Below are 21,172 nucleotides of genomic sequence, written 5' to 3'. Positions count from 1 at the left end.
AAACATGGCTGTGAGTAACACGAACAAAACGAAATTTATCTTTGTCACCGGAGGCGTCGCCTCTTCGCTGGGAAAGGGGATTATCTCCGCATCCCTCGCGCGGCTGTTGCAAGCCCGGGGCTATAAAGTAGCGATCCAGAAGCTGGATCCGTACATCAACGTCGATCCGGGAACGCTGAATCCCTATGAACACGGAGAATGCTACGTCACCGAAGACGGCGCCGAGACCGACCTCGACCTCGGGCACTACGAACGTTTCACGAACATCCCGACTTCACAGGCCAACAACGTCACCACCGGACGCATCTACCAGAGCGTTATCAACAAAGAACGGCGCGGCGAATTCCTCGGCAAGACCGTGCAGGTCATCCCGCACATCACCGACGAAATCAAACGGCGAATCAAGTTGCTGAGCGCCAAGAAAATATACGACGTTATCATCACCGAGATCGGCGGCACGGTCGGCGACATCGAATCGCTGCCGTACATCGAAGCCGTCCGGCAGCTCCGCTACGAACTGGGAGCGAACAACTCGCTGGTCGTGCACCTGACCCTGATTCCGTACATGGCCGCGTCCGGCGAACTCAAGACCAAGCCGACCCAGCATTCGGTCAAGCAGTTGCTCGAAAACGGCCTGCAGCCCGACGCGCTGGTACTGCGCACCGAAAAGCACCTGACCAACGACATCCGGCGCAAAGTGGCGCTGTTTTGCAACGTGGACGTCAATGCGGTCGTCGAATCGATCGACGTACCGACGATTTACGAAGTGCCGCTGATGATGCTGAACCAGAAACTCGATCTGGTGGTGCTCGATAAACTACGGCTGCCGGACAACGGAGAGCCCGACCTGAAAGCCTGGATCGAATTCGTCGAAAAGGTCAAGCATCCGCAGAAAAAGGTCAACATCGCGTTGGTCGGCAAATACACCGAACTGCCTGACGCCTACAAATCGATCGTCGAATCGTTCATACACGCCGGGGCCGCAAACCATACGAAGGTGAAACTGCAATACGTAAATTCTGAAAAGATCACCAAAGAGAACATCGCCGCGCAACTGAAAGGCATGTGCGGCATTCTGGTAGCGCCCGGTTTCGGGCACCGCGGCATCGAAGGAAAAATCGAAGCGGTGCGTTACGCCCGCGAACAGAAAATCCCGTTCTTCGGGATCTGCCTTGGAATGCAGTGCAGCGTAATCGAATTCGCCCGCAACGTGCTCGGATACGCCGATGCGAATTCGACCGAGATGGACAGCACGACGCATCCGGTGATCGACCTGATGGAAGAACAGAAGGGCGTGACCGAAAAAGGCGGCACAATGCGGCTGGGAGGATACCCTTGCGCCCTGCAAAAAGGCACGAAAGTCTATGCGGCATACGGGAAAGCCGAGATCGTCGAACGCCATCGCCACCGTTACGAATTCAATAACGACTACCTGGACGAGTTCGTCCAAGCAGGCCTCAAACCGGTCGGCGTAAATCCGGATACGAACCTGGTCGAGATCGTCGAACTGGAAAACCATCCGTGGTTTATCGGCGTGCAGTACCACCCCGAATATAAAAGTACGGCACTGCACCCGCATCCGCTGTTCGTATCGTTCGTAAAGGCTGCCGAAAAATATTGCGAAAGCAACAGTTGTAAATAAAACAGAAGACGTCAAAACATGGATAAGAAAACGCTACTGGGCCTACTGATCATCGGTGTCATACTCTTCAGTTTTTCGTGGTACAACAGTAAACAGCAGTCGCAGTTCGACGAAGCCAAAACGCTCGTCGATTCGCTGAACGCCGCCAATGCGGCAGCCGTTCAGCAAACGCAGAAAGTGGAAAAGATCACCGTGACGAACTCGCCAGCGGGCGACAGCCTCCGGACGGCGCAAGCCGAACAAGCCCTCGAACGCCACCTCGGGAGCTCTCTTTTTCAAGCGACCAAAGGAACCGAAACTTTCTATACGGTCGAGAACGACCTGATGAAAATCCGCTTTTCGAACAAAGGCGGACGCGTCGCTTCGGTCGAGTTGAAAGATTACAAAACCTACGGGGGACAGCCTCTGGTGCTGTTCGCCGACACGACTTCGGTATTCGATCTGTCGTTCTTCATCAAACAGGGATACAACGACGCCCAGATACGAACAGGGGATTACTACTTCACCCCCGCCGAGGCGACCGACCTGACTTTCGGGGCAGGGCAGGAGCAAAAGGAATTCGTCCTGCGGTTGCCGGTGGATTCGGCCGCCTATGTGGATTACGTTTACACGATCCGCAAGGACAACTACATGATCGACTTCGACGTGCGTTTCGTCGGTATGCAGCAAATCTTGTCGCCGAACCAGGGCGACATGGAAATCACGTGGCAGAATGTCGGCCCCCAGAACGAAAAAGGGTTCGAAAACGAGAACCGTTACACGACGATCGCCTATAATTACCCGGGCGACGACGGCATCGAGGAACTCGGCATCTCCAACGAAACGAAAGAGGAGACGATCAATTCCAAGATCAAATGGGTGGCATTCAAGCAGCAGTTCTTCTCGTCGATCCTGATCGCCGGAGACGATTTCCAGAACGGCTCGGTCAAATTCACGACCTTTGCGCCTACCGCCCGCGAGATCAAAACGTTCCATACGCAACTGGCCGTCCCTTATACGCCGCAGACAGACCATTACGATTTCAGTTTCTATTTCGGCCCGAACAAATACTCGACGCTGAAAAAATACGACGACCTGCACCTGCAAAAGTTGGTTCCGCTCGGAGGCTGGATCATCGGTTGGGTGAACCGCTGGCTGGTAATCCCGACGTTCGATTTCCTGGGTAAATACATTTCGAATTACGGATTGATCATCTTGCTGCTGACGATCTTCATCAAAATCATCATCTCGCCGTTGACCTACAAGTCCTACCTTTCGACCGCCAAAATGCGCCTGCTGAAACCGGAAATGGACAAGCTCAACGAGAAGTACCCGAAACAGGAAGACGCGATGAAGAAACAGCAGGCGATGATGGCGCTGTACAAAAGTGCCGGAGTCAACCCGATGGGGGGCTGTATTCCGATGCTGATCCAGTTCCCGATCCTGATCGCCATGTTCCGCTTTTTCCCGGCGTCGATCGAACTGCGCGGAAAATCGTTCCTGTGGGCCGACGACCTTTCGTCGTACGACAGCATCCTGCATCTGCCATTCAACATTCCGTTCTACGGCGACCATGTCAGCCTGTTCGCGTTGCTGATGGCCGTATCGGTATTCATTTCGTCGAAGATCAACTACGCGCAGACGGCCGGAGCAGGCCCGCAGATGGCCGGCATGAAATTCATGATGCTGTACCTGATGCCGCTGATGCTGCTGTTCTGGTTCAATAATTACTCCAGCGGCCTGAGTTACTACTATCTGGTCAGCAACATCATTACGATCGGGCAAACCTATGCGTTCCGTTACATCGTAAACGAGGACAAACTGCACCACCGGATGAAAGAAAATGCCAAAAAACCGCGCAAGTTGAGCAAGTTCCAGCAACGGTACGAAGAGATGATGAAACAACGGGAACAAATGGCCAGAAAGAGATAACGACTGCAAAACAAGCGATACCCGAAAAACGCCGGCTGTTCAGCCGGCGTTTTTTATAGCCGCAAATTACTGTAATGTAACTTTTACGCGGCACGTTCGGGAACGGATTCCGCATAAACCGGATATTTTACTATTTTTGTTACAAACCAACTTAAAAGCACAATCATGATAAACCGAAAACTGAGAATGGGCATGATCGGCGGCGGGAAAGGCGCTTTTATCGGTGCGATCCACCGGGCCGCCGCGCTGATGGACAACCAGATCGAACTGGTTTGCGGATGCTTCAGCAGCAAACCGGAAGTTTCACTGGCTTCCGGCCGGGAATATTTCTTACCGGACGACCGGATATACACTTCTTACCAACAGATGATCGAGCGCGAAGCCGCGCTGCCGGAAGAACGGCGCATGGATTTCGTATCGATCGTCACTCCGAACCAACTGCATTTCGGGCCGGCCGCGATGGCTATGGAACATGGCTTCGACGTCGTACTCGACAAACCGATCACCTTTTCGCTCGAAGAAGCTTACCGGCTCAGGGACAAGGTCGAACAAACCGGCCGTACCCTTGCGCTGACCCATACTTATTCCGGTTATCCGGGCGTCAAAGAAGCGCGCGAACGTTTCGCCCGCGGCGATTTCGGGAAAATCCGGAAAATATTCGTCGAATATACGCAGGGATGGCTCTCCACGCGCGTCGAACTCGACCCCGCCTCAAACGCCGGATGGCGCACCGATCCGTCCCGCTCCGGAAAAGCGGGGACGATGGGAGATATCGGCACTCATGCCCTGCAACTGGCCGAATACATCTCCGGGCAGCGATGCACATCGCTCTGCGCCGACCTGCGTACAGTCGTGGAAGGACGCCTGCTCGACGACGACGGCGCGGCACTGCTCCGTTTCGACGGAGGCGCCACCGGCGTGCTGGTCGCAACCCAGGTAGCCGCCGGTGAAGAAAATCCGCTGACGATCCGGATCTATGGCGAAAAAGGCGGCATCGAATGGGCACAGATGGAACCGAATACGCTGTACGTCAAATGGAACGACCGACCGATGGAGGTCGTACGTACCGGGAATGCTTACATGGGAGCCGCTGCAAAAGCCAACACCCGCACGCCCGGCGGACATCCCGAAGGTTACATCGAAGCCTTTGCGAACATTTACCGGAATTTCGCACGTACCGTGCGGGCCCGGCGGAGCGGGGAAGCGCCCCGGCCGGAATGGACGGATTTTCCGGATGTGAACGACGGAATCCGCGGCATGCAGTTCATCGAAACCATCGTAAAATCCGGATCGGACGACGACCGTAAATGGACCGAATGGGTAAGATAACCCGCCGCGCGGCATACCGGCATAAAAAAGGCTCCTCTTCGAGGAGCCTTTTTGTATTTTATAAATCCGGTTATTTCGCTGCCGGGGTCGCGGGAGCCGTAGGCGCCGCCGCGTCGGTCACCGGAGTAGTCGGCTTGTCTTTCAGGTTCAATTCCTTTTTCAACAGAGGAAGGATGTCGGTTACCGTTGCCGCGTTGTAATAAGCCAGCGGTTCGTTGGCCGTATTGAACACCAGCGTGAAACTGTTTTCCTTGCTTACTTTGTCGATCGCAGCCTGCGCCTTCTTCAGCACCGGATCGAACAGATCCATCTGCGCTTTCTGAAATTGCTGCGTAGCGAGCTGGCTCAGTTCCTGGTAACGCTGCTGAACGCCGTCCAGTTCCTTCTGCCTCATCTCTTTCACCGCATCGGAAAGCGTAGCGGCATTTTTCTGATAATCGAGCGCCTTCGTATTGAATTCGACCTGGACGGCTTCCAATTGCTCCGACAGTTCTTTCTGTAAAGCCTGTAGTTTGACCATTGCCGAATCGTTCTCCGGCATCAGAGAGATCAGGTCGTCCATCTTGATATAGCCGAACTTCTGAGCGTAAGCACTGCTCCCCGCTACCAACAGCGTCGCAACCAAGGTTAATTTGAGAATCGTTTTCATAAAATTCACATTAAGTTTTAATTGTTGTTTAACATTTTGATAATTTCATCGGTTTTGTCCAACGCCGGCTGATAGTAGAGCAGGGTCTGATTATTCGCCCGGTCGACCACCATTCCCAGATTGTTGGTTTCGGCGTACTTATTGATCGCGGCGAAAACCCGCTCCTGGATCGGTTTGATCAACTCGATACGTTTTTTCATCAGCTCGCCTTCGGGACCGAAAACGTCCTGCTGATATTTTTTAATCTCTTTTTCCCGGTTGACGATTTGTTCCTCCCGGTTCTGGCGGCTCGTCTCGGACAGATATCCCCGCTGTGCAGCATAGTTGTTGAACGTCTCGTCCAACTCCGCATACGCATCGTCGATATTTTTCTGATATTCCGCGGACAGATCGTCCAGTTGCTTGATCGCACTATTGTAGTCGGCCTGCGACTTGAAAATCGTCTCGGAATTCACGAATACATAACTTTGCGCCCATGCGCCGCTTGCCGCGCAGAATACGAGTGCAAACAATACCACGAACTTTTTCATAGCCTGATAATTTAAATTAGAACTGTTGACCGATCATAAAATGCACCTGGCTTCCGCTGCGGTGGCTCGCTCCCACGGCCCTGTCGAAACCGTATCCCCAGTCGATACCCAGCAATCCGACGATCGGCATAAAAATCCTAAGCCCCACGCCCACAGAACGTTTTATCAGGAAAGGATCGAACTCCTGCCACGACCTGAAAGCGTTTCCACCTTCCGCAAATACCAGACCATAGATATTCGAATTCGGCTTCAGTATAATGGGATAACGTATCTCCATCGTATATTTATTGTATGCCCGCGCATAATCGGTTCGTCCGTCCGTCGTATACGAATAGGGGGTCAGGGCGCCATCCTCGTATCCGCGCAGTCCGATAATATCCACACCGTACACATTATACCCCGACATACCGTCGCCGCCGACATCGAACCCTTCGAACGGAGAAGGTTTGTTCTTGTTGTACGATCCCAGGTAACCCATTTCGGCTTTGGCCATAAACACCAGCTTGTTATTGTTGGTCAGCGGGTAGAACCACTGCGCTTTGAGCTGCCATTTATGATATTCGATCCATTTATACCGTTTACGATCCGGCAAATTGGGATCGGAATAATCGATATTTTTCTGAAACAGCGAGTAGGGGGGAGTCAGAGCCAGCGAAACGGAGAACTCCGAACCGGTACGCGGATAGATCGGCGAATCGACCGTATTGCGGCTGAAAACGGTTTTCAACGCGATAATATTGGAAGTGCCGTTTTCCACGATGAACGACGTCCAGTCTTTCAGATTATAGGCCTGGTAGCTGAGCTCGTGGTACAGCGAGAAGTTCCTGTCGGGCCACTTGAGCCTCCGTCCCCAGCCGACCGAAACGCCCATCGTACGGAAGTGCTTGGTGCCGGACTGCCATGCGTAGTAAGCATTCGTCTCGTTGGAATAGAAGAGTCCGAGCGTAAACGAATTCGGCTTCTTTCCGCCCAGCCACGGCTCGGTAAAGTTCACCGAGAAGGCCTTGTAATACGAACCGTTACTCTGCGCCCGGACGGCCAGCGACTGTCCCTGCCCCTGCGGGAAAGGTCTCCAGGCACCTTTCTTAAAGAAATTCTTGATCGCAATGTTGTTCAACTGAACGCCGATCGAACCGACGAACATGCCGCTTCCCCAACCGCCGGATATCTCGAATTTGTCGTTGGCCACCTCTTCGAGCGGGAACGCGATATCGACCAGTTCGGTGGAATTTTCTACCGGTTGAACGTCCGGCAACATCTTTTCGGGGTCGAAATGCCCCATCTGGTTCAACTGCCGGATCGTCGCCATCAGCAACGAACGGTTGTACAATTCGCCGGGACGCACGTACAGTTCGCGGCGAATCACGTTGTCGTTCACCTTCCGGTTTCCGGACACGTCCACTTCGTTGATTTTGGCCTGTTTACCTTCGTATATCTTGACATTGATATCGATCGAATCCTCGCCGACGACCTCTTCGCCCGGATCGATCTTGGAGAACAGATAACCGTTGTTCTGATACAGCGAGTTCACCGAAGACATATCCTCCGGGTTATCCTCCTTACCGATTCCCAACCGTTTATACAGCGACTTTTTGTCATAGGTTTCTCCCCGGCGGATTCCCAGCATGTCGTTCAACTGTTTGGTATCGTAGACGTCGTTACCCGTCCAGGTTACGTTCCGGTAGTAGAATTTGTTTCCCTCTTCCACCTTGATCGCGATCCCGATCCGGTTGTCGCTGATCGGATAGATCGAATCGCTGATGATCGTGGCGTTGCGATACCCCTTCGAATTGTAATAGTCGATTACATTTTCTTTGTCCGTTTCATACTCTTTCTCCTTCAGTTTCGCTCCCCGCAGGAAGTTGATGCTCTTGCGGTGCGTCTTTTTCATCGCGCCGCGCAACTGCCTGTCCGAAATCGCTTCGTTCCCATCGAAGACGATATCGCCGATCTTCACCCGTCGGTTGCGGTTGATCACAAACGTCACGTTCACCACATTCTCCAGCGTCGAGTCGTTTTCCACGCGGTAGCTCACCTCCGTATTATAAAACCCTTTTTCCCGGAAATATTTTCGAATCGCCTCTTTCGAACTGTTCAGGATAAAATCGGACAATTCACGGCCCTTTTTCAGATTCAAGGTTTCGAACAAATCGGATTTCTGCCCCTTGCGGATACCTTCCACATTCCAATTATACACTCGGGGGCGGTCTTTCAGCACCACTTCGACATTCACGCTATCGCCGACGGGAGACACCAGCATCTGGATATCCGAGAAGACTCCTTGTCCCCACATTTTCTTGATGGAATTGGAAATGTACTCGCTGGGCAACATGATCGTATCGCCCTTGACCAGACCGGTCATGGCCGAAATGAACTGCGGATCGCGGTAGGTGGCTCCGCTTACGGTTATATTATTGATAATATATGCTTTGGGAGTAGATTTGAAATCAATCATCGGCGGAGTTTGAGTCTGCTTCGTCGAGTCGTCGGGTTGAGCAAAAACGGAAACATTTGTCAATATAAACAGTAAAGCTATTGCCAGGTTCCTTAATTTATTTCTCATTTTTTCCTGTACTGGTGTAACAAGGGTTATTTTTTCATCAATATTCCGTATCTGCGCTCCCGCTTCTGATACTCCGCGATCGCCTTATCGAATTCAGACTCGTCAAAATCGGGCCAATAGGTTTCCGTAAAATACAACTCGCTGTAAGACAACTGCCACAACAAAAAATTACTCAGGCGTTGCTCTCCGCTGGTACGGATCAGCAGGTCGGGATCGGGAATCCCCGCCGTAACCAGGTTGTCGGCCACGGTACGATCCGTAATTTCGTGAATCTGCAATCCTTCGTCGCGTACCTGCACGGCTATTTTCTGCGCCATCCGGGTAATCTCCCACCGCGAACTGTAATTGACCGCAACGACCAGGGTCAGTTTCTCGTTCCGGTGCGTCTCTTTCTCGCTGCGCGCAATCGCCGCACGCACATCTTCGGCCAGCGCTTCCACATCCCCGATGAACCGCATCCGCACGCCCTGACTCTTCAGTTCGGCGGTTTCGTTCGACAGGGACGTGCACAACAACTCCATCAGCGCCTGCACCTCCTCTTTCGGACGCCCCCAATTCTCGGTAGAGAAGGCGTAAACGGTCAGGAACTTCACTCCACGACGGACAGCCGCGCGAATCGCTTTGCGCATACTCTCCACGCCGTTGATGTGGCCATATACCCGCCCCTGTCCGCGTTCTTCCGCCCACCGGCCGTTGCCGTCCATGATAATGGCCACGTGTCGGGGTATATTTTCCGGATCGAGATTATCCATCTGTTCGTTTTAAAATGTAGAGTGCAAATATAACACTATTACCGGGATTTCCGTCAAAATAACAACGGGATTCCGAAAGCGTCGACGCTATTTGACCAGATCCCGGCTGTCGATCCCCCACATCATTTTATTTCTTAACGTATCGTAAAAAGATATATTTTGGAAATGCACCAAAAAAATCGACTTTTCGGCCTTCGACACCCGGAAGGTCACTCCATTGGGCGCCGTGTAGTTCTGATTGTCAAGCGAAACGGCAAAATCGGTTTCACGGCTCGACACCCTCAGCGTAATCACGCTGCTGTCCGGAATCACCACCGAGCGCATCGTCAGGTTGTGCGGCGCGATCGGCGAAATCAAAAAACACCGGCAATCGGGCGCCACCACCGGCCCGCCGACGCTCAGCGAATAGGCCGTCGAACCGGAAGGCGTGGAAACCAACACGCCGTCGCCCCAGTAAGTAGCGATCATCTCGTCGTTGACATACACCTCGGTCGAGATCATATTCGGCCCATGCCGCTGGATCGTAAACTCATTGAACGCATACGGAAACCCGGGCTGCTGCGTAAACTCACCCTCGGCATGGATCAGCGAACGCGGAGCCACCGTGTAGTCGCCCGCCTTTATATCGGCGAACGCCTGCTTCATGTTTTCTTTCGTTATATTCGCCAGAAAACCCAGACGTCCCGAATTGATCCCGACGATCGGGACCGGACGGTTATCGAGCAACCGCACGGCATCCAGAAAAGTCCCGTCACCGCCGTAGCTGACCATCACGCGCGCGTCGTCCCCGATACCGGCGCTGTCCCGGTAAATCTGCTCCGCACCGAACGTCCGGCCGGTCTTCGCCCCGATCAGTCCGGCAAAGTCTTTGTTCATCCGGTAGGACATCCCGGTTTCGTCCAACGCATTGATCAGCAAGTCCAAATCCTCTGCCGAAAAAGACGGCTGAGCACGGCTGTACAAAACTATATTCATCCGATTTCCAATTACTCAAAAAAGTGTTGTAACTTTATGCCCACAAAAATAGCGAAAAATATGACAAAGCTAAGCGTTAACATAAATAAGATCGCCACCCTGCGCAATTCCCGCGGGGGGGACATTCCGAACGTCGTCGAAGCGGCGCTGAACGCCGAACGATTCGGCGCCCAAGGGATCACCGTGCACCCTCGGCCGGATGAACGACACATCCGCTACCGGGACGTTTACGACCTGAAACCGGTGCTTACGACCGAATTCAACATCGAAGGAAACCCGATCGACCGTTTCGTCGATCTGGTACTCGATGTCCGCCCGACCCAAGTAACGCTGGTGCCCGACGCGCACAACGCGATCACGTCGAACGCCGGCTGGGATACCGTCACGCACAAAGCCTTTCTGAAAGAAGTGATCGCCCGGTTCAAAGCCTCCGGCATTCGCACCTCGATATTCGTCGACGCACGGCCCGAAATGATCCCGGCCGCAGCCGAAGCCGGAGCCGACCGCGTGGAACTTTACACCGAACCCTACGCGAAGAACTACGCCGCCGACCGCGAAGCGGCGATCGCCCCGTTCGTCGAAACGGCTCGCGAAGCGGCACGCTGCGGTCTCGGCGTCAACGGAGGTCATGACCTGAACCTCGAAAACCTGAAATATTTCGCTGAAAACATTCCGAACCTGCTCGAAGTGTCGATCGGCCATGCGCTGGTCGCCGACGCCATCTACCTCGGGTTCGAAAATACGATCCAGCTCTACCTGAAACAACTTCGGTAACGATGAACGACGCGCTGCGACATCCCCTTTTCAAACAAATCGGAGCGATCGCCGACGCCAAAGGCTTACAGGCCTTCGTGATCGGCGGCTATGTCCGCGACTACTTCTTGCGGCGTCCCTGCACCGATATCGACGTCGTGGTAACCGGCAGCGGAATCGACGTGGCCGAAACGCTGGGCCGACAGATCGGCAGCCGGGTATCGGTCTTTAAGAACTTCGGAACTGCGATGCTGCGCTGCGGGAAGTGGGAAGTGGAGTTCGTCGGGGCCCGCAAGGAGTCCTACCGTGCCGACTCGCGCAAACCGATCGTCGAAAACGGGACGATCGAAGACGACCAGCTACGGCGCGACTTTACGATCAATGCGATGGCTTTCTCGCTGAACGGCGATACGTTCGGGCAGTTGATCGACCCGTTCGACGGAACGGGCGACTTGGAGCGACTGCTGATCAGAACCCCGTGCGATCCGGACACGACGTTCTCGGACGATCCGTTGCGGATGATCCGGGCCGTACGTTTCGCCGCCCAACTGGGTTTCGACATCGAACCGGAAACTTTCGACGCGATCGAACGCAACCGCGAGCGGATTTCGATCGTCTCGAAAGAACGCATCGTAACCGAACTGAACAAGATCCTACTGTCGCCGGTTCCGTCGATCGGATTCGACCTGTTCGACCGCTGCGGGTTACTGCCGCTGATCTTTCCGGAATTGTCGCGGCTTAAAGGCGTCGAACGGGTCGGGAAACACGCCCACAAAGACAACTTCGTGCATACGCTCAAAGTGCTCGACAACATAGCCCGTCATACCGACAAACTCTGGCTGCGTTGGGCGGCGCTGCTGCACGACATCGGCAAACCGAGAACCAAAGCCTACGACCCGAAAACGGGATGGACGTTCCACGGGCACGAAGTCGTCGGATCGAAAATGGTCGCGGCGATCTTCCGGGAGTTGAAACTGCCGATGAACGAGAAGATGAAGTATGTCCAGAAACTGGTTTTTTTGCACCTGCGGCCGATCATCCTCGCCGAAGACGTCGTAACCGACTCGGCCGTACGGCGGCTGCTGTTCGAAGCGGGCGACGACATCGACGACCTGATGACCCTCTGCGAAGCCGACATCACTTCGGCCAACGACGCCAAGGTCAAACGTTACTTACAAAATTTCGAGCTGGTACGAGTCAAACTGCGCGAAATCGAGGAGAAAGACCGGATCCGTAATTTCCAGCCACCGATCTCGGGCGAGCTAATCATGCAGATTTACGGACTGAAACCCTGCCGGGCGGTCGGCGAGTTGAAGAGCGCCATCAAAGACGCCATTCTGGACGGCGTGATCGCCAACGACTACGACCAGGCTTACGCCTACATGGAACGGCAGGCCGCCGAACTCGGGCTGAAAAAAATCGGGTAGGGCCGTCCCTTCCCGGTAAATTATTCATAAAACCGGCTCATTTTGCATTTTCGGTATTCTATTTGCCGGATAGGTTGTTACCGCCATTGTCAAACGTTAAACACCAAAACTATGTCATCGAACATTCCCGATACCGACAAAAAACGCATCGTCATCGTGGGCGGCGGATTCGCCGGCCTCGCATTGATCCGTACCCTGCGCCGCAGCGGTATGCAGGTCGTGCTGGTCGATAAACACAATTACCACATGTTCAAGCCGCTGCTGTACCAGGTGGCCAGTTCGGCGCTGAATGTCGGCGATATCGCATTCCCGTTCCGGAAAATGTTCCACGGATGGAACGACTTCTACTTCCGGATGGCCTATATCGAACGCGTCGACGCGACTGCAAAGCGATTGTACACCACGGTCGGAGACATCCGCTACGACTACCTGGTCATCTCCACGGGCTGCGTTCCGAACTTTTTCGGGATCGAAAACATCAAGCGCACCGCACTGGCAATGTCCAACATCACCGACGCGCTGAATATCCGCAACCGGGTACTCCGCAATTTCGAGATCGCCGTAACGGCCTCTTCCGACGCCGAACGCATCTCGCGGCTGAACGTGGTGATCGTGGGCGGAGGCGCTTCGGGGGTCGAAATCGCCGGAGCGCTATCCGAAATGAGACGTTACGTGATGCCGAGGGATTACCCGCGGCTGGACATGTCGCACATGAGCATCTACCTGATCGAAGGACTGGGACGCCTGCTCTCTTCCATGTCGGAACAGACCTCTGCTGAAGCGCTGAAAACCCTGAAGAGCAAAGGCGTCAAAGTGATGCTGAACCGAAAAGTGACCGATTATGTCGACGGCTGCGCGATCTTCGACGACGGGGAGAGCATCCCGACCCAGAACTTGATCTGGACGAGCGGCATCCGGTGCAGCGCCGTTCCGGGCCTCGAACAGCAAACCAAAGAACGCGGCGGACGGATCGGCGTGGACGCTTTCAACCGGGTCAAAGAGTACGACGACGTTTTCGCCATCGGCGACATCGCCGCGATGCACGACGACGCGGAGTATCCGAACGGACACCCGCAACTGGCCCGCGTCGGAATTTCCCAGGGAAAACGTCTGGGGAAAAACCTGCTGGCCGGACTCAAAGGACGCCCGATGAAACCGTTCCGCTACTGCAATTACGGCGTCATGGCAACCGTCGGCCGCAACAGGGCTTTCGTCGAATGGAAAAAGATCCGTTTCGGCGGTTTTGCCGCATGGGTCGTCTGGTCGACGATCCACATCATGTTCCTGCTCGGCATCCAGGGCAAGCTGAAAGTATTCTGGGGCTGGGTATGGAATTATTTCGGACACGACCAGCCGATCCGGCTGATCATCGGCTCCTACGAACGCCAGAAAAAAGAGGACGGCCTGGCGTAAACTTACCGGCGAACAAAACCGCGGCGCATCTATTTTTCAGATGCGCCGCGGTTTTTATTAGGAAGCAAGGGATCAGTTCTCCGACCGGGCCGGAATGAACAATACGGCATCCGCGACGACTATGCCGTCCGCCTCTTCGTTCGAAATCTCCACATACCCTTTCCTACCTTCGGGCAGCCGATAGCGGCCGATACGCACCCATTCGCCGCCGGTCTGTCCTTCGACGACCACGTCCGACGACCGGATCCTCCGGTCGTACCGCTGCGCTCCGTCGAAAACCCGGATCGAAGTATGCGTAGTCGCTCCGCCCACTTTCGGGAAGTAGACATAAATGTCGTATTCGTTTCCGGCCGGAAGCCGCGGCACGTATCGCAACGATTTGGGAGATGTCCCCTTCGAATCGTCCGACAGGAAATCCGGCCCGTAGGCCGACCAGGCGTTTTTCTCCGTTTTCCAATCGCCGCTGACGACGACGTTTTCGGCATCGCTGTTATCGACGAACAGTTCGGGCTGGCTACCATCCGCCAGCGGATTGCCCGCAAATTCATCCATCACGGCCGCAACGTCGACACGCTGCACGCAGCCTCCGCACCGGTCGATCGCCTGACAGGCCGCTATGGCCGACGACTGCGCCAACACCATGAATACCGGCTCCATGCGGATCGAACCGTAAGCGATGTGCGATGCGGACAGACATACCGGAACCAGCAGGTTCCGGGCTTCTTCGGCCCGCGGCGTAACGGCCCGGTACGAAACGGGGTAGGGGCCGAACCCTCCGATCTCGACATTACCCTCGTTCTTGACCATGCCGTTCACGACGTGGCGGTCGCAATTGTGCGAATCCATCGTATAGGCGGCCCAGCCGATGCCGTCGGTCACCGTCTCCTCGCCCAGGCAATGGTGCTGGGTCATCACGACGGGGCCGATCATACGCCGCGCTTCGCGTACGTACATCTGGTGCGTCCAGTGCCCGTTATCCGTATATTCGTCCTTCGGGTATCCCCACCGCAGCATCTCCCGGCGGATGGAGTCGGGGACGCGCGGATCGTGTCCGATAAAATAGAGAAGCCCTTTCGTGTAGTCCTCGTGGAATTTTCGAATCCGTTCGCGCTCCGGGTAATCCGCTTCCGGATAGTTCCAGTTTTCACCGATCACGTCGGTCGAAAAACCGCCGGAATTATTGATATCCGTCTTGCCGTTCGGCATTCTGCTCCAGATAAAAACATCGTAAGGCGTTTTCCACGGAAGCTTCTCCTTCAACCGTACCAGCAACTCGTACCGCTGCGGATCGTAGTTGTCCGGGCGGGTGATTTCAACCCGGTTCTCCGGACGATCGGTAAGCGCGATGCGGAAATTATAGGCCTGCACTTTTTTGTTCCCCGTCCCGTCGGGCAGGATCGGATCGGGATTGATGCCGTACAGCAATCCGCTGGCGCTGTCCCCTCTGACGATATACGGGTCGATCCCGTCGGGAAACTGGTGGCCGTTCATCCGCTGCGCCCCGTTGTAGGTTTCGCCGTACCGTTCATTACCTTCCCGACCGACGGTGTAGGAAACCCCGGCGCGCGCCATCAGATCCCCTTCGTAACTGCAATCGATAAATACCTTTGCGCGTACCGTTCTACGGGGCGACGACCGCGGCGAAACGGAGTTTTCGAGCGTGATATTCCGGATCACTCCGCCCCGGTTGGCCGCCCGGACGATCCGGCTGTCGTACCACACCTCCACATCCGCCCGACGGATGTACTCGTTGAAAACGGCTTCCGCTTCTTTCGGTTCGAAAATCCATTGTTCGAGCTTGCCGTAATGCCGGCCCAGCCGACGGTAGAAATCGAGCGCCAGGCCCCGGATGACGTATTTGTTCCCGATATCGGTATATCCCAGCCCTCCGGAACTCATTCCGCCCAGATGACGCCCCGGCTCGATCAGCAGAACGCTCTTCCCGGCCTGCCGGGCCGTATAGGCGGCTATGACGCCGGCCGAGGTTCCGCCGTAAACGCAAATATCCACCTTTTTCACATTCTCTCCCTGTAAAGGGCTGCAAGCGCATGCCGTCACCGAAAGCATCGCCAGACAAGAGATTATTTTCGACATCCTCATCGTATGATCCGTTAATACCGAAGTACCGCTTCTTCCAAAAAATCCGTAAAAGCGAAAATCCTCCGGTTGCCGCAAGTTGGTCATAAAAACTGAAAATCACAACAAAAAACGGTCGCGGATCGAAATCCGCAACCGTTTTTCGTCGTCTCTTTCGCCAAAACCGGAAAGCTACTCCTCCTCGCCGCCTTCGGCCTCTTTCATATTGTGGTAAACGTTCGCCACATCTTCGTCCTCTTCCAGTTTCTCGATCAGTTTCTCGACCGTAGCGCGCTGCTCCTCGGTCACCTCCTTCGTGTCGGTCGGGATTCGCTCGAACTCCCCGCTGATAATCTCGTAACCGTTATCCTCCAGGTACTTCTGAATGGCTCCGTACGATTCGAACGCCCCGTAGATCACCACTTCCTCACCATCGACGAACACCTCGTCCACGCCGCAATCGATCAGTTCGAGTTCCAGCTCTTCGATATCCATCCCTTCTTTCACCGGAGTTTTGAAAACGCACTTGTGATCGAACATAAACGACACCGATCCCGAAGTCCCGAGCGAACCGCCGAGCTTGTTGAAATAACTGCGAACGTTGGCTACGGTACGCGTCGTATTGTCGGTCGCCGTCTCGACAATCATCGCGATCCCGAACGGAGCGTATCCTTCGTACACCATCTCTTTGTAGTCGCCCATCTCTTTCGACGTGGCCCGTTTGATCGCGCGTTCGACGTTCTCTTTCGGCATATTGGCGGCTTTTGCATTCTGAATCAGCACTCTGAGGTGGGTATTACCCGCCGGATCAGGCCCTCCGGCCTTCACGGCAATCGCGATTTCCTTTCCCAGTTTGGTAAAAGTACGGGCCATGTTGCCCCATCTTTTCAGTTTGCGTGCTTTTCGATACTCAAATGCTCTTCCCATAATATGTTTTGTTCGTTTTCATTTTTTAGAGGTACAAAGCTATACTCTTTTTTAAAAATAGACAAAAAAAAGCGTACTTTTGTGCGATTCCAAATTATGTAAAACATGGCTGAAGATCCGATTTATCAGGCGCTGGAAGTCCTCCGAAGGGGGGGGGTCATCCTCTATCCGACCGATACGGTCTGGGGGATCGGATGCGACGCGACCAACGAACAGGCAGTCGCGCGCATCTACGACCTCAAACAGAGCGTCAACAAAAAGAGTATGCTCGTACTGCTCGACCAGATCGACAAAGTATCGCTATACATCCAAAAAGTGCCCGAAGTGGCGTGGCAGTTGTACGAAGTAGCCGACAAACCGCTGACGCTGATCCTGCCCGGAGCCTGCGCCGTCGCCCCGAATCTGATTCCGGACGAAGGGACGCTGGGAATCCGTATTCCGGATCACGAATTTTGCAACAAACTGATTCACAAACTGAATCGACCGCTCGTTTCTACTTCGGCCAATATTTCGGGCAAACCGTCCCCAATGTCGTTCAGCGAAATCGCAAAGGAGATCGTCGACGGCGTCGATCTGGTGATCGACCGCGCGTGGGAAGGTCGTCCCACCGGAAAAGCATCGTCGATCGTCAAGGTCGGCGTGAACGGAGAAATTGAAATCATCAGACCATAAAGCCTATGATAGAGACACAAATACAAATGCGCTTCGCCGACATCGACGTACTGGGGCACGTCAACAACGTCAATCAACAGCACTATTTCGACCTCGGGAAGTGCGACTTTTACAAGCAGGTGCTCGGCCTGACTCCGTACTGGAAAACGGCCGGACTGATCATCGTTGCAAGCCAGACGAACTACCTCGTCCAGACCCGCCGCGACGAGCCGATCGCCGTACGCACCCGAATCATCCGGGTGGGTAACAAAAGCTTCACGCTGCACCACCAGCTCATCAACTCCGAGACTGAACAGATCAAGACCGAATGCACGGCCGTCATGGTGGCTTACAATTTCGACGAGCAGCACTCTTTCGAAATGCCGGACGAATGGAAAGCCAAGCTGACTGCCGAAATGGAAAAAGACGCGGGCCGATAACTCCGTTCCGTAGACGGAAACCGGTCGTCCCGCCGGGCGCGCCGCGCCGCAATACCGACGATCCCCGGGAAACAGGATTCCGTTTCCCGGGGATCGTATTTACGAATCTCGCCCGCGCATATTCCGCCGGATCAGAATGCTTCCGATGCGGTAAACAGGAAAGCCGTACACCTTTTTTTATCCCAGTGGAAATTCGGATTGCCGTGTGCGCCCCAACCGTAATCCAACCGGATGTTCATCCGCTTTTTAAATTCGAAACGGTAACCGACGCCGAAACTGCAAAGCGTATGATTCCAGGCAAAAGAATCGACGCCCCAAACGTTACCCGCACCGATCCACGCGGCCACCCCGTGGCGACGGTAAACCCGCTGGCGCAATTCGATCTGCGTCATCACGCAGTTCCGGTCGCGGTAGCGCCCTTCGTAATAACCGCGCATGCGCTCCATGCCGCCCAGCGACGAATACATGTGCCAGGACGGCACTCCCATCGTAAAATTCCCGTAAAGGTCGTAAGCCAACACGCACCCTTTCCACGTTTTCCGATACCAGTCGAAGGTAACCTGTATCTTCCCGAACGTATGCAGCGAATTGCCGAGCCATCTCGGGAAATATTTGATATCCAGATTAAAGAAAATACCTTTGTACGGACTGGTCAGCACATCGCGCGAATCGTATTGCAAGAAGGCCCCCAAACCGACATTCATCGCATTGGGATTTTCGCCGGTCGATCCGACATAGTTGTCGAACGGATCGGCTTTCGCGGGATCGTAATAACCGTTGCGCCACGCATCGTACAACCGTTTCCCGTCTCCGTAGGAATAACCGTTGAAAACCGCTTTTTCCTGCGCGTCGAGACGGTCGTAAGCCTCCTGCGCCCCGCCGATCGTACCGCCCGACTCCTGGAGCACCTTATCCACCACCGATTCGTAATAGAGGAACGACCGTTCGGTAGCGGAGGACTTTTTCGATTTGGCTCCCGTATAGTCCAGACTGAAAGTCATCCCGGCGTAAGCCTTCGGCGCGATCCGAACGCCGCCGCTCGCACGGACTTTATACATCGTCGTGGTCAGCTCCTGCACGTATCCCGCTTTTCCGGCGTCGTAACCCACGCCGTAAAAAGCGCCGGGAAAATAGACCATCGCCCCGGAATAAGAGACACGATAACGATTCTGCTTGAAAATATTGGTGCCGCTGACACGCAGCAAGGCGAACTTCTGGGTCGTTACGTTTCCGTAAACGGCAAAATTGGAAGGCATCGTCGTCGAATCCGTTCGATCCAGCCGATACAGGCCGGCTATCAGGAATCCGATACCGAAACCCACGTCCGATGAATAATTCGGACCGGGCGCTATGCTCCAGTCGAGCTTCTTTTCGAAGGTGCGGTCCACGTTCGACCGGCCGTAATAATCGATGATGCGGGCGATGAAATTCTTTTTGTGACGGGAGACGGTATCCTGAAACGCATCGATATCGGACGCCGACTCTTGCTGTAACGATCCGGTTAGTTGCTTGACGGACGGGAAAGACGCCGAAGTTTTCTGCGGATCGGCCATACCGGCGACTCCTCCTTTTTCATCCCTTCGCAATTTCAGAGAATCGTTCGTTGCGGTTTGCCGCGAAGAAAGTTCCTGCGCCTGCAAGGCAGCGGCGGTTCCCAGCAATAAAAAAACGACCAGAACTTTTCGGAAAATCTGCATACAAACGGGTTAGTGATTTAGGACAAAGGTACGGAAAAAAACGAGATAGTAGGCTGAAAGAGGCAAGAAGGTTGTAAACAAAGGGTTTAGAGAAAACACAGACTGCGAGGACAAAGAAGCCAAGCGAAACCTTTGAAAAGCCAAGTGAGACCGGAGTTGCATTACTATCCCGCTACTTCGGTTCGGATAAAGGATTTTCGACGTTAGGTATGAACCATGAAACCTTGTTAGCGATATTCCGTCAGCACAACGAGGATTACCAGAAGCAGGCGGGCAAGCTCAAAAGTCTGCACAGTTATTGGAAATACTGCACCGTGTATAAACACCTCGCGGAGTTCCATCGAAGAACGCTATAAAGTCAGCGCCATTGCCTTGGAAGAGCTTGCTCCCGCATTCATCACCGACTTCGAGCTGTTCCTCAAAACCGAAAGGACAGGCTTCTGAACTGAACCGAACAAAGAAACGGGCAGGCGTCGAAACCTGCCCGTTGTCATTCTCATTCGCTGAATACTCTTGCCGGCAAATTCTTGTTTCTTGTACCTATCGGTTTATATTTGGACATCTACAAATCCATACTACAATTCCTCTTAAATGTAGCGTTTTTATATTCAGACGGAGAACAGCCTGCATACAACTTAAAATAGCGCCCGAAAAAAGACTGGTCGGTAAAATGTAATTTGCATGATGTTTCCTTGATGCTTATCTTAGGATTGGACAATAAACGTTTGGCTTCTATGATGACGAACGTCGTAATCCATTGAGATGGTGTCTTGCCCGATACCTTATGAATTAATGTCGTGAAATAGCGGGGCGTAAGGCCTTGTTGCTTTGCATAAAACTGTACATTTCTGTGAATATGGAAATTCTGATACAGTGAAACGAGAAAGTTCTGGAAAGTCTTGTCCTTGCGAGTCTGCTTCATAGACTGCATCGATTTGTTGGTTATATAGGCATCTATCACTTCGTAACAAAAGGCTTGAACAAGCGATAACACGATTTGTGTCCCCAATTGGGTCTGGATATTTTTCCTTTTACGGACAAACCAAATGATTTCCTCTATACGTTGCAATTGTTCAACCGTCAAAGAAACAAGAGGATGGAAACGTATATAAATATGACTTTGAGTGTCGGATATGGAATCGAGCGAGGAAAATATGAAATTGAAATCCGCCGTTCCCGCCACTCCCTGTAGGTCATCGCTGACACTATGGATTTGTGTCAGCGAGAATGCCGGATATATGTACAAATCGCCTTTTTCCACATTGTATAGCCGTTCGTCCATTATAAGAGAAATTTTTCCTCTTTTACAAAGCAGGAATCCATTTTGATTAAGATAGCTGAAAGGATTTCTTTGCTTTATATTTTTGCTGTCTATATCGAATAACTCGATATTGGAATCTTCAATTGTACTCATTTATTTTGTATATCTAAACCTCG

General features: G+C 53.6%; 17 protein-coding genes and 1 pseudogene. 9 read left to right on the top strand and 9 right to left on the bottom strand.

Annotated elements, in window-relative coordinates; all coding sequences use genetic code 11:
- Positions 1–4: 4 nt before the first annotated feature.
- From GFH31_RS00720 to GFH31_RS00710, 3 genes are all read left to right on the top strand, one after another.
- Positions 5–1,642 carry a CTP synthase gene (locus GFH31_RS00720; protein WP_055204223.1) on the top strand — a complete coding sequence of 546 codons (1,638 nt, stop codon included), beginning with the start codon at positions 5–7 and terminating at the stop codon, positions 1,640–1,642.
- Between the two features lie 18 nt (positions 1,643–1,660).
- Complete coding sequence (yidC, locus tag GFH31_RS00715; RefSeq protein WP_101570588.1) at positions 1,661–3,553, top strand: membrane protein insertase YidC; 1,893 nt, start codon at positions 1,661–1,663, stop codon at positions 3,551–3,553.
- A 165-nt stretch (positions 3,554–3,718) separates the two neighbouring features.
- Entirely contained in the window at positions 3,719–4,882 is a 1,164-nt protein-coding gene (locus tag GFH31_RS00710; RefSeq protein WP_118457427.1) for a Gfo/Idh/MocA family protein, read from the top strand.
- A 70-nt stretch (positions 4,883–4,952) separates the two neighbouring features.
- Here the strand turns inward: GFH31_RS00710 and GFH31_RS00705 are convergent, their stop codons facing one another.
- From GFH31_RS00705 to GFH31_RS00685, 5 genes are all read right to left on the bottom strand, one after another.
- Positions 4,953–5,531 carry an OmpH family outer membrane protein gene (locus GFH31_RS00705; protein ID WP_070103301.1) on the bottom strand — a complete coding sequence of 193 codons (579 nt, stop codon included), beginning with the start codon at positions 5,529–5,531 and terminating at the stop codon, positions 4,953–4,955.
- Between the two features lie 17 nt (positions 5,532–5,548).
- Positions 5,549–6,061, bottom strand: coding sequence for an OmpH family outer membrane protein (locus GFH31_RS00700; protein WP_101570594.1), 513 nt, complete (start codon positions 6,059–6,061; stop codon positions 5,549–5,551).
- Between the two features lie 16 nt (positions 6,062–6,077).
- Positions 6,078–8,516, bottom strand: coding sequence for an outer membrane protein assembly factor (locus tag GFH31_RS00695; RefSeq protein ID WP_153498059.1), 2,439 nt, complete (start codon positions 8,514–8,516; stop codon positions 6,078–6,080).
- A 134-nt stretch (positions 8,517–8,650) separates the two neighbouring features.
- A complete protein-coding gene (locus GFH31_RS00690; RefSeq protein WP_101570598.1) occupies positions 8,651–9,376 on the bottom strand; it encodes an isoprenyl transferase in 726 nt (241 codons plus the stop codon).
- A gap of 87 nt (positions 9,377–9,463) precedes the next feature.
- Positions 9,464–10,351 (bottom strand): NAD(+)/NADH kinase, encoded by an 888-nt coding sequence (locus GFH31_RS00685; RefSeq protein ID WP_055204211.1) that lies wholly within the window; start codon positions 10,349–10,351, stop codon positions 9,464–9,466.
- 60 nt (positions 10,352–10,411) lie between these two features.
- Here GFH31_RS00685 and GFH31_RS00680 point away from each other — a divergent pair, with 60 nt between their 5' ends.
- From GFH31_RS00680 to GFH31_RS00670, 3 genes are all read left to right on the top strand, one after another.
- Positions 10,412–11,125, top strand: a complete 714-nt coding sequence (locus tag GFH31_RS00680) for a pyridoxine 5'-phosphate synthase (RefSeq protein WP_118656618.1) — start codon at positions 10,412–10,414, stop codon at positions 11,123–11,125.
- A gap of 2 nt (positions 11,126–11,127) precedes the next feature.
- Positions 11,128–12,531 (top strand): CCA tRNA nucleotidyltransferase, encoded by a 1,404-nt coding sequence (locus tag GFH31_RS00675; RefSeq protein WP_055204207.1) that lies wholly within the window; start codon positions 11,128–11,130, stop codon positions 12,529–12,531.
- 111 nt (positions 12,532–12,642) lie between these two features.
- Positions 12,643–13,944 (top strand): NAD(P)/FAD-dependent oxidoreductase, encoded by a 1,302-nt coding sequence (locus GFH31_RS00670; protein WP_118457429.1) that lies wholly within the window; start codon positions 12,643–12,645, stop codon positions 13,942–13,944.
- A gap of 72 nt (positions 13,945–14,016) precedes the next feature.
- Here the strand turns inward: GFH31_RS00670 and GFH31_RS00665 are convergent, their stop codons facing one another.
- Positions 14,017–16,038: an FAD-dependent oxidoreductase gene (locus GFH31_RS00665; protein ID WP_153498058.1), complete on the bottom strand. Its 2,022-nt coding sequence runs from the start codon at positions 16,036–16,038 to the stop codon at positions 14,017–14,019.
- A gap of 174 nt (positions 16,039–16,212) precedes the next feature.
- On the bottom strand, positions 16,213–16,947 hold the full coding sequence (locus GFH31_RS00660; RefSeq protein ID WP_055204200.1) for a YebC/PmpR family DNA-binding transcriptional regulator: 735 nt from the start codon (positions 16,945–16,947) through the stop codon (positions 16,213–16,215).
- A 105-nt stretch (positions 16,948–17,052) separates the two neighbouring features.
- On the opposite strand from GFH31_RS00660, the gene GFH31_RS00655 reads away from it, so the two are divergent.
- The gene (locus GFH31_RS00655; RefSeq protein WP_101570606.1) at positions 17,053–17,619 is read left to right on the top strand and encodes an L-threonylcarbamoyladenylate synthase; all 567 of its coding nucleotides are present in this window, start codon (positions 17,053–17,055) and stop codon (positions 17,617–17,619) included.
- A 5-nt stretch (positions 17,620–17,624) separates the two neighbouring features.
- On the top strand, positions 17,625–18,038 hold the full coding sequence (locus tag GFH31_RS00650; RefSeq protein WP_101570608.1) for an acyl-CoA thioesterase: 414 nt from the start codon (positions 17,625–17,627) through the stop codon (positions 18,036–18,038).
- Between the two features lie 131 nt (positions 18,039–18,169).
- Here GFH31_RS00650 and GFH31_RS00645 read toward each other — a convergent pair whose 3' ends face one another.
- Positions 18,170–19,735, bottom strand: a complete 1,566-nt coding sequence (locus GFH31_RS00645) for a hypothetical protein (RefSeq protein ID WP_153498057.1) — start codon at positions 19,733–19,735, stop codon at positions 18,170–18,172.
- A gap of 203 nt (positions 19,736–19,938) precedes the next feature.
- Here GFH31_RS00645 and GFH31_RS12835 point away from each other — a divergent pair.
- Positions 19,939–20,167 (top strand): annotated as a pseudogene (locus tag GFH31_RS12835) (phage integrase SAM-like domain-containing protein); the annotation flags it as partial.
- Positions 20,168–20,297: 130 nt separating this feature from the next.
- Here GFH31_RS12835 and GFH31_RS00635 read toward each other — a convergent pair.
- Positions 20,298–21,149, bottom strand: a complete 852-nt coding sequence (locus GFH31_RS00635; RefSeq protein WP_101570612.1) for an AraC family transcriptional regulator — start codon at positions 21,147–21,149, stop codon at positions 20,298–20,300.
- Positions 21,150–21,172: the final 23 nt, after the last annotated feature.

It is taken from the genome of Alistipes sp. dk3624 (assembly GCF_009557455.1).
GTDB classification, from domain to species: Bacteria; Bacteroidota; Bacteroidia; order Bacteroidales; family Rikenellaceae; genus Alistipes_A; species Alistipes_A hominis.
Note: the sequence above shows the minus strand (reverse complement) of the source record. Positions and strands in the feature narration are given on the sequence as shown.

Coding starts and splice junctions, on each gene's coding strand:
- GFH31_RS00720 (WP_055204223.1), top strand. CDS start 5: ATGGCTGTGAGTAACACGAACAAAACGAAATTTATCTTTGTCACCGGA.
- GFH31_RS00680 (WP_118656618.1), top strand. CDS start 10,412: ATGACAAAGCTAAGCGTTAACATAAATAAGATCGCCACCCTGCGCAAT.
- GFH31_RS00685 (WP_055204211.1), bottom strand. CDS start 10,351: ATGAATATAGTTTTGTACAGCCGTGCTCAGCCGTCTTTTTCGGCAGAG.
- yidC (WP_101570588.1), top strand. CDS start 1,661: ATGGATAAGAAAACGCTACTGGGCCTACTGATCATCGGTGTCATACTC.
- GFH31_RS00665 (WP_153498058.1), bottom strand. CDS start 16,038: ATGTCGAAAATAATCTCTTGTCTGGCGATGCTTTCGGTGACGGCATGC.
- GFH31_RS00700 (WP_101570594.1), bottom strand. CDS start 6,061: ATGAAAAAGTTCGTGGTATTGTTTGCACTCGTATTCTGCGCGGCAAGC.
- GFH31_RS00655 (WP_101570606.1), top strand. CDS start 17,053: ATGGCTGAAGATCCGATTTATCAGGCGCTGGAAGTCCTCCGAAGGGGG.
- GFH31_RS00660 (WP_055204200.1), bottom strand. CDS start 16,947: ATGGGAAGAGCATTTGAGTATCGAAAAGCACGCAAACTGAAAAGATGG.
- GFH31_RS00635 (WP_101570612.1), bottom strand. CDS start 21,149: ATGAGTACAATTGAAGATTCCAATATCGAGTTATTCGATATAGACAGC.
- GFH31_RS00645 (WP_153498057.1), bottom strand. CDS start 19,735: ATGCAGATTTTCCGAAAAGTTCTGGTCGTTTTTTTATTGCTGGGAACC.
- GFH31_RS00690 (WP_101570598.1), bottom strand. CDS start 9,376: ATGGATAATCTCGATCCGGAAAATATACCCCGACACGTGGCCATTATC.
- GFH31_RS00650 (WP_101570608.1), top strand. CDS start 17,625: ATGATAGAGACACAAATACAAATGCGCTTCGCCGACATCGACGTACTG.
- GFH31_RS00695 (WP_153498059.1), bottom strand. CDS start 8,516: ATGATTGATTTCAAATCTACTCCCAAAGCATATATTATCAATAATATA.
- GFH31_RS00710 (WP_118457427.1), top strand. CDS start 3,719: ATGATAAACCGAAAACTGAGAATGGGCATGATCGGCGGCGGGAAAGGC.
- GFH31_RS00705 (WP_070103301.1), bottom strand. CDS start 5,531: ATGAAAACGATTCTCAAATTAACCTTGGTTGCGACGCTGTTGGTAGCG.
- GFH31_RS00670 (WP_118457429.1), top strand. CDS start 12,643: ATGTCATCGAACATTCCCGATACCGACAAAAAACGCATCGTCATCGTG.
- GFH31_RS00675 (WP_055204207.1), top strand. CDS start 11,128: ATGAACGACGCGCTGCGACATCCCCTTTTCAAACAAATCGGAGCGATC.